This window comes from Staphylococcus gallinarum, assembly GCF_000875895.1.
In the GTDB taxonomy this organism is placed as follows: domain Bacteria; phylum Bacillota; class Bacilli; order Staphylococcales; family Staphylococcaceae; genus Staphylococcus; species Staphylococcus gallinarum.
The window spans coordinates 636,442-648,793 of record NZ_JXCF01000007.1 but is presented as its reverse complement, the minus strand read 5'-3'; the positions used below and the strand labels follow the sequence as shown (position 1 = coordinate 648,793).

The window sequence follows — 12,352 nt, the reverse complement described above, 5'->3', positions numbered from 1 at the left end:
TATGGCATTTGAAGGATTATCCGATCGCTTGCAAGACACAATGCAAAAGATTCGAGGCAAAGGTAAAGTAACTGAAGCCGATATTAAGGTTATGATGCGAGAAGTGCGATTGGCGTTATTAGAAGCCGATGTTAACTTTAAAGTTGTTAAGGAATTTATCAAAACTGTATCAGATAGAGCTTTAGGATCAGATGTAATGAAGTCATTAACACCTGGTCAACAAGTAATCAAAATCGTACAAGAGGAACTGACTCAATTGATGGGTGGGGAAAACTCAACGATAACAATGGCAAATAAACCACCAACAGTAGTTATGATGGTAGGTTTACAAGGTGCAGGGAAAACAACTACAGCTGGTAAGTTAGCGTTATTAATGCGAAAGAAATATAATAAAAAACCATTGCTCGTAGCAGCTGATATCTATAGACCTGCAGCAATTGACCAATTGCAAACCGTTGGTAAGCAAATTGATATTCCTGTTTATAGTGAAGGAGATCAAGTTAAACCACAACAAATTGTCGAAAATGCAATTCAACATGCTAAAGCAGAGCATTTGGATTTTGTAATTATTGATACAGCTGGACGTTTACACGTTGATGAAGCGTTAATGCAAGAATTAACAGATGTTAAAGAAATTACGAAACCGAATGAAATTATGTTAGTTGTGGATGCCATGACAGGTCAAGACGCAGTAAATGTAGCGCAATCATTTGATGAGCAACTTGAATTAACAGGCGTAACACTGACTAAATTAGATGGTGATACACGTGGTGGGGCAGCACTCTCAATTCGTTCTGTAACTCAAAAACCTATTAAATTTGTGGGTATGAGTGAAAAATTAGATGGATTGGAACCATTCCATCCGGAAAGAATGGCTTCAAGAATACTTGGTATGGGTGATGTGCTAAGTTTAATTGAAAAGGCTCAACAAGATGTCGATGCTGATAAAGCTAAGGATCTTGAGAAGAAAATGCGCACTTCATCATTTACGCTTGAGGATTTCTTGGAACAATTAGACCAAGTCAAAAACCTGGGTCCGCTTGATGATATTATGAAAATGATTCCTGGAATGAACAAGATGAAAGGTATCAATAACTTAAATATGGATGAGAAACAGATCGACCATATTAAAGCGATTATTCAATCTATGACACCGGCTGAACGTAATGATCCAGATAGTTTAAATGTATCACGTAAGAAACGTATTGCTAAAGGTTCAGGACGTTCAGTACAAGAAGTGAACAGATTGATGAAACAATTTAATGATATGAAGAAAATGATGAAACAATTTTCTGGTGGCGGAAAAGGTAAAAAAGGTAAACGTAAGCAAATGGAGAATATGTTAAATGGTATGAACTTACCATTCTAATTCAATTTGCTTAGTAGTTTAGTCCTAGAAGATATTTAACCGTTTAACAATCAATAAAGTGCGATAAACAATGTTAGTGCTTGATGATAGTTGAATCCACTAACCTAATTCTGCAATATTACTATTAATTTGAAAAAGAGAAATCCCTTCAAGGTAATCAATGATTTGATAACTTTGAAGGGGTTTTTTATTTATGTTTTGTATTCATATTGCTGATTTATCTATGGAATTATTACTATTAATGTGAGTAATAAACTAATGGTTATCAAGAACAATAGTACACTTGTTATTGTAATGCTACTACATGTAATCATAGTTAATTATACTAATTGAATGCATTGTATTTCAATGTGTTAAAGTTACAGAAATATTTTTACAAAAGTCCAAGATTTTCTCTAAATGTAGTCCCTTCATATTCAATGCGATAAAGTCCTCGTTTTTGTAATTCAGGTACGATATAATCAACGAAATCTTCTAAACTATTAGGGAACACCGGTGGCATTAAGTTAAAACCGTCTGCAACACTAGCATTAAACCATTTTTCCATTTCGTCAACGATTTGAGTAGGTGTACCTATCAACGTTAAATGTCCGCCACCAGCGCTAAGGTAACCCAATAATTCACGCAGTGTAGGATTTTTATCATTGATAATTTCTAGTACAGTTTGGTAACGACCTTTGGGTCCTGTAAAGTTCTCTACAGGTGGTAATGGTGGAATAGGTTCGTCTAAATCCCAACTATGACAATCTTGGCGAATAAAGAACTTTAATTGATTTAATGCTGTATCAATGGCTAAGGACTCGTCCAATTGACGTTTTTTGGCGTAAGCTTCAGCATAAGTTTCTCCGACATAGGTAACTAAACCTGGATACACCTTTAAGCTGTTCGTTGGTTTTCCAACCGATGTTAATTTGTTATTTAATTTTTGGCGAAATGCTGTAGCTTGCTTTAGGTTCCAAGCGACTGCATAGACAGCATCTGCATACTTAGTTGCTAGTGTGATACCTTGATCTGAGGCACCAGCTTGCATTGCAATGGGTTTGCCTTGAGGACTTCCAGGTGTCGTTAGTGGTCCTTGAACATCGAAATAATGACCTTTAAAATGAATTGGCTGAATTGCATCAGCGTTGATTAAAGTATTTTCTGCTTTATTATGTAAGAAATCTGCCGTTGTCCACGAATCTAATAACGGATTCATGACTTGAGCGAATTCGTCTGCTTTTTCATAGCGCGTATCATGATCTGGTAGACGCTCCATACTGTGGTTTGCTGCTTCTAAATCAGTCATAGATGTTACTAAGTTCCAACCTGCACGTCCGTTACTCATATGATCAATACTTAAGAGTTGTCTAGCTGCTGTATATGGATTAGCAAAGGTACTGGAAATCGTTGCAACTAAGCCAACGTGTTGCGTAACTTGGGCTATTGCAGCTAAATTGACCAAAGGGTCAAACCAAAATGCGGGCATATCACTTGGTGATTGTGCTGGAAAAGATTGATTATCTGCAAAAAATATCGCATCAAATAATCCACGTTCTGCAATTTGAGCTAATGATTGATAATACGAGATATCTCCTATACGTTCAACACTTGAATTGCTCATACGCCAAGCCGCTTGATGATGACCGCATCCATAAATTAGTACACCGATGTTAAGTTGACGAGTTTGTGTCATAAGATGATTCATCCTCCATTTCTTAATTCATTGTTAATCCACCATCAACTGTAAAGTTCTGACCGGTTATCCCTTTAGCTTGATCAGAAATGAGGTAGCTTACCATATTTGCTACATCTTGAGGTGATGTGACTTGTCTTAATGGCGTGGTTTGAGCAATAAGATCAAATACTTCTTGTGTCGTCACTGCACTTGCGTCAGTCGTCTTTAGTAAACCACCAGATACAACATTTGCATTAATACCATATTGACCTAATTCAGCGGCGATATTTCGTGTGAATCCTATTAAACCTGCTTTTGCAGTGGTATATTCATGGTAAGGTACGACTGGATTTTGATAAAGGTTTGTACCAATCGAAACAATTGTTCCTGTTTTTCTTGTGATAAATTGTTTAATGACTGCTTGAGTCACATTGAATGCTCCTTTTAACGTGCCGTCGAGTTGTTGTTGATAGTCATCCCAACTTAAGTCTATAAATGCTTTTTGTGCAGTGGGATCAAATTTAAATCCTACAAGCGCATTATTTACCACCGCATCTATTTGCCCAAAATGTTCTGTTGCATGTGCAATCATTTCATCAACTTGGTTTCTATCAGTAATATCTGCTGGTAAAGCGATAGCCTGTGATTCACCAATTTCACGTACGAGTTGTTTAGCTAAGTCTTTACTTTTAAAATAATTTATAATTACATTATGACCTTGTGTAGCTAATGTTCTTGCTATCGTTGCACCTAACCCTCTGCTACTACCTGTGATTAAAATTGTTTTAGTCATATATTCACCTCATCATTGATTTATTAAATAAAAAAATACACAACCCTCTCTAGGAAAGTTGTGTATCAAAAAGTATATGAATACGTCAAAAAAGACTATCAGTTTCATTATCATATTGGTAACACTTTCCTACGCTAGTCTTAGCTAGATCAGGTTCGAAGGGTTTGAGTTTTGCTCATCTCAGTTTTAAAAAACACCCCTAGTGCATGCGTTATTTAATTTAACTTCAATGTATAGCTTTTAATAAACCATGTCAAGTTGTGCAAAAGTTTAAATTTAAATACAAATCAGGTGTATGACTAAAAGTCACAGTTTAAAAATATAGATTCAATATTGGTAAAGAAAAAACTCTTTACAAAGTACTACAGAACTGTTAATATTATTTCTTGTAGAAAATAAAAATATTAAGAACATAAAGGAGAGAATATAAATGGCAGTTAAATTACGTTTAACACGTTTAGGTTCAAAAAGAAATCCATTCTATCGTATTGTAGCAGCTGATGCTCGTGCGCCACGTGACGGTCGTAACATCGAACAAATCGGTACTTACAACCCTAACAATGTAAATGCACCAGAAGTTAAAATCGACGAAGAATTAGCATTAAAATGGTTATCACAAGGTGCAAAACCAACTGATACTGTACGTAACATCTTATCAAGAGAAGGTATCTTGAAAAAATTCGACGAACAAAAATAATAATAAATCGAACGTATTGATTTATTTTAAATATGTTAGAACTAGAAGGTTATAACATAGTCTAGAAGATGATTTTTACTTTTATCTAAAGTAGAAATCATCTTTTTTTATTGGTCAATATTGAATTTGAAGGCTAAACGGTAAATAGGGTGATTTAAGCCGTAATATTAAGCTTAGAAATAAAATACTTATTGCCTGAAATTAGCGGCTTGCTAATAAGAAATACTGTATTAGTTGTTCGAGTTACTTGAATAATTTTTATTTATTTTAGTAAACACTACTTCTATACGATAACGTATTACAGCTATCTCAATCCATGTTATAATGGATTACGAATTTTATTTAGTTTCATTACCTATGAAGATAGTTGTAATGATGACGGAGGAAAAATAATGAAAGTTGAAATTGGTAAATTTGTAAACACACATGGTGTTAAAGGTGAAATTAAGATTAAATCACATTCTGATTTTACAGATACTCGATTCCAACCGGGAGAATCTGTAATAATTCAAGCTGAGGGTAAAGAAGCAGAAACGTTTAAGATTAGTAGCCACAGAATGCATAAAGGCTTGCATATGCTTAAGTTTGAAGGAATTAATAATATTAATGATATAGAATATTTAAAGGGTGCAACATTATTACAAGAACGTGATCATGATGAGATAGAATTAGCCGAACATGAATATTTCTATTCAGATATAATAGGTTGTACTGTATTTGATGATGAAGGAACTGCAATTGGACGTGTGACAGAAATATTTGAAACTGGTGCTAACGATGTTTGGGTTGTTAAAGGTAATAAAGAATATCTTATTCCGTATATTGCTGATGTGGTTAAAGATGTCGATGTGGAAGGTAGAAGTATCACAATAACACCAATGGAAGGATTGTTAGATTAATGAAAATAGATTTTTTAACACTTTTTCCAGAAATGTTTGAGGGCGTTTTGAGTCATTCGATTTTAAAACGTGCTCAAGAGAAATCAGTGTTACAGGTAAATACTGTAAACTTTAGAAATTTTGCTGAAAATAAACATGGTCAAGTTGATGACTATCCATTTGGTGGTGGTCAAGGCATGGTATTGAAACCTGAACCTGTATTCAATGCAATGGAAAGTATTGATAAGACCCCAGACACACGTGTGGTTTTAATGTGTCCTCAAGGTCGTCCGTTTAACCAAGATATCGCGCAAGAATTAAGCGAAGCGGAGCATCTTGTATTTATTTGTGGTCACTATGAAGGGTATGATGAACGTATACGGCAACATTTAGTGACGGATGAAATTTCTATGGGTGACTATGTGCTTACTGGTGGTGAATTGCCAGCAATGGTCATGACTGATGCTATTGTACGATTGATACCAGGCGTGTTAGGAAATCAACAATCACATGAGGATGATTCATTTCAAGATGGCTTATTAGAGTTTCCACAATACACACGACCTCGAGACTATAAAGGATTAGGCGTACCTGACGTGTTAGTTTCTGGAAATCATGCGCATATTGATGCGTGGCGTCATGAACAAAAACTAATTAGAACCTACGAAAAACGACCGGATTTACTTGAAAGCTATCAGTTAACAGATAAAGACCGCGAGATTATTGAAAGATATAAAAAGCAATTGAAAAATGATTAGCGATATGCTAATATATTTTAAGTGTGCAATACACGAAAAATCACTATGATCCGCTGCTATATTTTGTCGAGGCAAGAACATAGGTTGAAGGAGAGAATAAATAATGAGTAATCACAAATTAATCGAAGCAGTAACACAATCACAATTACGCACAGATTTACCAACGTTCCGTCCAGGTGACACTTTACGTGTACACGTACGTATCATTGAAGGTACTCGTGAGCGTATCCAAGTATTCGAAGGTGTTGTAATTAAGCGCCGTGGTGGAGGTATCTCAGAAACTTTCACTGTACGTAAAATTTCTTCAGGTGTTGGTGTGGAACGTACATTCCCATTACACACTCCAAAGATTGAAAAAATCGAAGTTAAACGTCGCGGTAAAGTACGTCGTGCTAAATTATACTACTTACGTGAATTACGTGGTAAAGCTGCTAGAATTAAAGAAATTCGTTAATCAGCAAATAAGAAATAAAAAAGGTGTGCCAAATTGGGTATCACTTGAAAATATAGAGGAATCTTGTACAAGTTATTGTATAAGATTCCTCTATTTTTATTTAATACTTTGTATGGTCAATTTGTTCACCTAGGGAGCAGATTACGCCTATAGTTTTCAATTTGACCTGTTCTTCCACTGCGTCTCGCTAAAATACTATAAAATCAAAGACATCATCATGTAATTTAAGCAAAAGCACTAAATTACATGATGATGTCTGTTAAATAAAAAATATAAAGTATCTCTTAATCTGTTTCGATATAATTATCAAAAAATGTTTATTTCAATTTTGATACTATTTTAGTAAAAATGATGCTAAGTATAATGCCAAGTATACTAAGTATTATTAATAGCATTGTGTGTGGAGGCGTATAGGTTAATTTAATAGTTGATTGACCTTTGTTAACTGGTATAACGGTCATAATCCCATTACCTTTTTTGACTGGTAACGCTTGTGATCCTGATTTGGCCTGCATGCCTTTACTATATGCAATAGGTAGTACTACATATCCATCTTTATTTGTGTTATGTCGTATCGTGTAGCCGTTTCGTGTTTGTTTTACAGCCACTTTATCTAATGAACGCGTCGCACGCTTTAAGGTACGATAATCTTCACCATATATGCCCTTTACATTGAGTCGATATGTACCTTTAGGCATTCTTATTTTCAAGTCTTGATCGGCTTTAACTCGCATAGTTACAGGTGTTACAAAGCGACGATATTTATAGTTTAGTTCGTTACGTTGTTGTGCATATTCATTTACACCTACATAATGTCTTTTGCTTGGTGTTAATAGTTCTACATCCATTTCTAAATACATATCTTGATATTTGTCGCTGATTTCTTTTGGAAATTGGTATGTCATACCGCCATTATTTTCAGTGACAGTTATTTTATTATGTCCACTTCGATAGGCATTCCGTAAATTATGAGTTGTTTCTGGCAATAGGTTTTTACTTGGTGTAATATGACTGTTTGCTTTTTGATTAGAATCTGAGAACACGACTCCATTTAACATAGCGTGTTCCTTGTCGATGGGTGTCTTTAGCTCTGAATTGCGATAGATTTTATCAGTGAAATGTGCACTTGGATAGTTAATCTGATTTGTTGAATGAATAAAAGGCTCATTTTTCGAATGGTAAATTGTATCTTGTATCTTAAACCCATACGGAATGTTTAAATCATTAGGACGACGTATGCGATCGTTAACGTTCCAAAGTGCCATTAAATTTGCTCGGTTGGACAATAAACGGTAAGTACTGTTTTTATCTATAGGCATATTAATTTGCATCGTTTTATCATAGTAGTTCAATATTGATCCATCAAAGATACTTGAGTATAGTGAGATACCATTATAGTGGTATAACATAGGTGAATTTAATCCATATTTAGACATATAATCTATTCTACTAAGTGGATCATCTTGGTGATTTTTATTAATTTTATTTATTTTTTTAGTTAAGGTAGGACTCTTGTATTTAGATGCAGACATGGCGTCCAAGGTTGATTCATAACTTTTAACATTATTATGATGATCGTTAGTTAAGATAACAGCTTGCTGAATTACTAATAATATGGCAATTATCCAAAAACTATATTTGTTGTGTAGTAAATGTCTATACTTTAAAAGTATAGCGATTAGTACAATTAATATTAAACATATCAACATCCAAGTGATATGTAAATTTTGTTTGAAATATAAGCTAGTCGTCATTATCAGCAACGGTACAATGCTAGAGGTAACGAAAGATTTAAATGTTACTTCATTCAGATAACGGATAAATAAGGCAATTAATCCTGCGGTTGTTAGTGCGAAAATATAAATCCAACGACGTTCTGGTGTTGAGAATCCATTGAACATACTGTCAAAGTAGGGTGTTAATGAACCTAACAACATAATCCAAGTCGCGATTGCAAATAACCTATAATAATAATGCTTATATAATTTGAATGATAACAATGCTATAAGTGCAAGTAGTGATACAGTTATGTAAAAACCATATGAGAAAAAATGTTTTTGTCGTGCAAAATCAGTAAATAAAGGTATTTTAAAATATGGGTTACTGACTCGGTCATTAGCAAGAAATGATGAAACACCAGTATAAAATCCCCATATACCTACTAAAGTGCTAAGTATTACTGCAATTGGTATAATCCATAGCTTTTGTTTGATGGTCACTTTATCTAAAGGATGTGGAAATAGACATCGATAAATATAATAACTCATTAAAATGATTGCTTCATAATAACTAAAGTAAAAATTAGAAAATAACGTTAGGCTAATTGCAATAATAAATAAACCTATTTTCTTTTCTTTAAAGAATCTTTCAATTGCTAATAATGATAAGGGTAAAAAAATTAATAAATCTCCATAATATGACCAAGTGAAATTAAAGTGAATGACAACTGTAGAAGCTGCATATAAAAAGGCAGCAACTAATGTATGATTAAATTTAAATTTTAAGTATCTAAAAAAATAAAACGCACAAACAAATGTAATTGCAGCTTTAAAATACGAAACAATCAACTGATTATATGCCCAAAATTCAATGTGATGTGGATTAATTTTAAAGACAAAATCGCATAACCAAATGATTATGAAATTAATTAAGGTAAAGGGTGATGTAGCGTAATAGTAAGATAACCCTTTAACATAGTCACCACCTAAACCAAATGAATGGTCATAGAAACTTTTGAATTTTGTAAAATGTTCATATAAATACATTTGAAATGGCATCATTTGTCTATAACCATCGCCTGAACCACTAAACACAATGCCTTGTGAGAAAAAACGATAGATGTAAGGGGCGAACGTAAATAATGCAACAATCAACCCCATAGCAAATATACATGCAAATCTGGTATGTTTTTTGTTCCAAAGCTTGCTAAACATGGATAAACCTCATCTCCAACTAACTCCTTCTGCCAAAAATATAATCATTTTTTAATCTTTTTCACCCAAATAAAGCTCATAACAATTGTTATTATAGAAATAAAAATCATACTATACCACCATTTTGGGCGATATTTAATAATGATTTCATCACAATGTTTAGGCACTTTAACGCCTGTCATCATGTAATTCACTTTAAAGGGTGTTACTTTGTGTCCATTGATATAAGCAGACATGCCTTCTCTATATGGAATGTTTATAGTTGCAATACCCTTTTTGTGAGGCTGTAATTTAACCTTTACACCATTTTTAATATCTTTATATGAACCATGATTTTTTTTAACATTATATGCTTTTTTAAGATGTTGATAATTCTCTCCATACAATCCTTTTAATTGAAATTGATAATTCCCCCTTGGACTCAAGGTGATATTAATATTTCCATTTTTGTCGGGTGTCGCTCTGTATAATTGATGATCGACACCTGTACGATATGTAGAATTATTGTACAAGCGGTTATTGATATAATCATTTACATTTACGAGATAATTACTGTCTGGATTGCCGCGTTTAACTATTAATGATAAGTAAAAATCTTTATATTGTTGTCTGATATTTTTAGGTATTTTTAATTGTAGCGAACCAGTTGCTTTAGTAAGTTGTATCCTATGATTTTGCCTTAATTTTATGTTTTTATGACTCATTGTCGTTGAATTCAAAAGGTTTTTAGCTTTTTGAGGATAGTTTTCACCTTTATGAGATATTACAATACCATCTAACATTGCGTGTTCTCGATCAATAGGGTTGTATAAACCTTCAGCTCGATATACTTTGTTTGTCACTCTAACGGTCGGTAAGTTTAAGGTGTTTTCATATATTTGATATTGGCCTCGTGATTTTATCTTTTTAAAATAATACGGCACATTAGATTGATATGATTTTAACATTAAAAATCGTTCTGAAAATAAACTCGCAACATTTTGTCGTCCATTCGTTGATTGATAACGACTAACAGATTCGTTCTTTAGATTGATTTGTAAATCGTCGTAATAGTAATCTAGAATATTATGATCAAAAATACTAGAGTACACACTCATACCTTTAAAATGTTGATACATCGGTGTATTATCTTGTTCGTTTACACGCCAATCTATACGTTCATCTGCCTTTTTACTCGCGTTCATTGCTTTAACAAGTTGTTGTTGCAACTGAGAATCATAGAGACTAGAAGTAGCATAAAAACGGTTAGCTCTGTTAACGTGATCTTCAAAATATATTTGATTTCTAGTAAATACAAAGCTGACTAAAACAGCTAAAATCATTACTGCGATGATATAGAAATTTGTAAATTTAACACGGATTGCTGGCTCTTTCACTAATAAAATAAGTAGACCAATTATCGTTACGACAGGTGTAAAATAAAGCCATGCTACGACTTCTTGATAATACCAACTACTTATAAAAATACATGCTAACGCTATAATTGATGGAAAAATATAGCTTTTAATTGTTAAAGTTCGAAAATACTTAACATATAAACCAATTATTGTTGCAGAATTAAATGCTAATAAGTAATGCCAACGTTTTTGTGGTGCAGAAAAACCATTAAATAATTGGTCGACAAATGGTAAAAAATTAGCTGCGATACATACGATGGTAAGACAAGCAAATAACTTAAAGTAATAATGTTTATACAGTTTGAAAGTAAGTAAAGCTTGTAATGTTACAAAAAGAATTACAATGAGATAATTATCAAACAATACATTCGTGTTTTGATCAAAATGTTCAAACCAGTCGACTGTACCTGTAAAAGGTATACGTCTATTATTTAAATAACTTTGAACTCCATGAAAAAAGAAGAATAAACTGTTTCCTAATGCCAATAATGCGGCAATGATAATACATTTGATTGTACTTTTTCTTGATAAAATATCGTGTTGATGACGAAAAATAATTCTAATAGAAAAATAAATTAAACCAGTAAGTAACTGATAGTAAGCAAAATAGAAATTATTAACTAAGGATAATGTCACAATGACGATAAACCAGCCAAACTGTTTCCTTTTTAAGATACGTTCAATAGACCATAATAACAGTGGTAACAAAATGAAGATATCACTAAAAAATGGCCAGTAAACCGTGAAACGAAAATATAAAGGAGAAATGACAAATACAAACGCTGTTAATACTGCTATGTTACGATTAAGCGCAATATATTTCATAAACAGAAACGTTGCTAACATGGCTAAACTCGATTTAAGAATAGATACAATTAAATCATTGGTTATCCAAAACATAACAGATTCTGTCTGCAGTGGAATAACGAGTTTAATCAGTGCTACGACCAAAGTATTAAGTATAAATATAATATTGGTTGAAAAGTAATAACTTAAATCTGTGAAAAAATCTCCGCCTAAGCCGAATTTTGAAGAATAAAACCAGTTACCGTTGCTCCAGTTTTCATATAAAAACATCTGTATCGGTACCATTTGTTCCATGCCATCATTTGGGCCTGTAAATAAGACTCCATTGACGATGAATCTATATAATATGTAACTATGACCGATCAAAGCCAAGCTAATAAACAAAATGATGTATAACAATTTGCGCCGCATTTTTTATCTCCTATAGCGATGTTTAGTAAGTAATTTATGATTCAAGTAAATCTCGATGATAATAAGCATTGAATACATAAAATATATTTTACTGTTTAATTAATAATACTATATATTTTTAGCTATACCCCAATCAATTCGTAAGTAAATCTCAATAACTTATGTATTTATAGATTTATAAGGTATATAACTCAATTA

At 33.0% G+C, this 12,352-nt stretch carries 9 protein-coding genes and 1 riboswitch; of the genes, 5 read left to right on the top strand and 4 right to left on the bottom strand.

Going from position 1 to position 12,352, the window contains the following annotated elements; genetic code table 11:
* Position 1: 1 nt before the first annotated feature.
* Positions 2-1,369: a signal recognition particle protein gene (gene ffh, locus SH09_RS06815; protein WP_042738876.1), complete on the top strand. Its 1,368-nt coding sequence runs from the start codon at positions 2-4 to the stop codon at positions 1,367-1,369.
* A gap of 373 nt (positions 1,370-1,742) precedes the next feature.
* On the opposite strand, the gene SH09_RS06810 is transcribed toward ffh, so the two are convergent.
* Positions 1,743-3,044, bottom strand: a complete 1,302-nt coding sequence (locus tag SH09_RS06810; RefSeq protein WP_042738875.1) for an LLM class flavin-dependent oxidoreductase — start codon at positions 3,042-3,044, stop codon at positions 1,743-1,745.
* Positions 3,045-3,066: 22 nt separating this feature from the next.
* Positions 3,067-3,819 carry a 3-oxoacyl-ACP reductase gene (locus tag SH09_RS06805; protein WP_042738874.1) on the bottom strand — a complete coding sequence of 251 codons (753 nt, stop codon included), beginning with the start codon at positions 3,817-3,819 and terminating at the stop codon, positions 3,067-3,069.
* A gap of 109 nt (positions 3,820-3,928) precedes the next feature.
* Positions 3,929-4,030, bottom strand: a riboswitch (TPP riboswitch).
* A 219-nt stretch (positions 4,031-4,249) separates the two neighbouring features.
* On the opposite strand from SH09_RS06805, the gene rpsP reads away from it, so the two are divergent.
* The 4 genes from rpsP (at position 4,250) to rplS (ending at position 6,606) form a co-directional block, all read left to right on the top strand.
* Positions 4,250-4,516, top strand: a complete 267-nt coding sequence (gene rpsP / locus SH09_RS06800; protein WP_042738873.1) for a 30S ribosomal protein S16 — start codon at positions 4,250-4,252, stop codon at positions 4,514-4,516.
* A gap of 392 nt (positions 4,517-4,908) precedes the next feature.
* Positions 4,909-5,415 (top strand): ribosome maturation factor RimM, encoded by a 507-nt coding sequence (rimM, locus tag SH09_RS06795; protein WP_042738872.1) that lies wholly within the window; start codon positions 4,909-4,911, stop codon positions 5,413-5,415.
* The gene (gene trmD, locus SH09_RS06790) at positions 5,415-6,152 is read left to right on the top strand and encodes a tRNA (guanosine(37)-N1)-methyltransferase TrmD (protein ID WP_042738871.1); all 738 of its coding nucleotides are present in this window, start codon (positions 5,415-5,417) and stop codon (positions 6,150-6,152) included. Before rimM ends, trmD begins: the two co-directional genes overlap by 1 nt.
* 103 nt (positions 6,153-6,255) lie before the next feature.
* The gene (rplS, locus tag SH09_RS06785; protein ID WP_042738870.1) at positions 6,256-6,606 is read left to right on the top strand and encodes a 50S ribosomal protein L19; all 351 of its coding nucleotides are present in this window, start codon (positions 6,256-6,258) and stop codon (positions 6,604-6,606) included.
* 317 nt (positions 6,607-6,923) lie between these two features.
* Here the strand turns inward: rplS and SH09_RS06780 are convergent, their stop codons facing one another.
* Both SH09_RS06780 and SH09_RS06775 read right to left on the bottom strand, forming a co-directional pair.
* A complete protein-coding gene (locus tag SH09_RS06780; RefSeq protein WP_042738869.1) occupies positions 6,924-9,539 on the bottom strand; it encodes a YfhO family protein in 2,616 nt (871 codons plus the stop codon).
* Positions 9,540-9,583: 44 nt separating this feature from the next.
* The gene (locus SH09_RS06775) at positions 9,584-12,154 is read right to left on the bottom strand and encodes a YfhO family protein (RefSeq protein ID WP_042738868.1); all 2,571 of its coding nucleotides are present in this window, start codon (positions 12,152-12,154) and stop codon (positions 9,584-9,586) included.
* Positions 12,155-12,352: the final 198 nt, after the last annotated feature.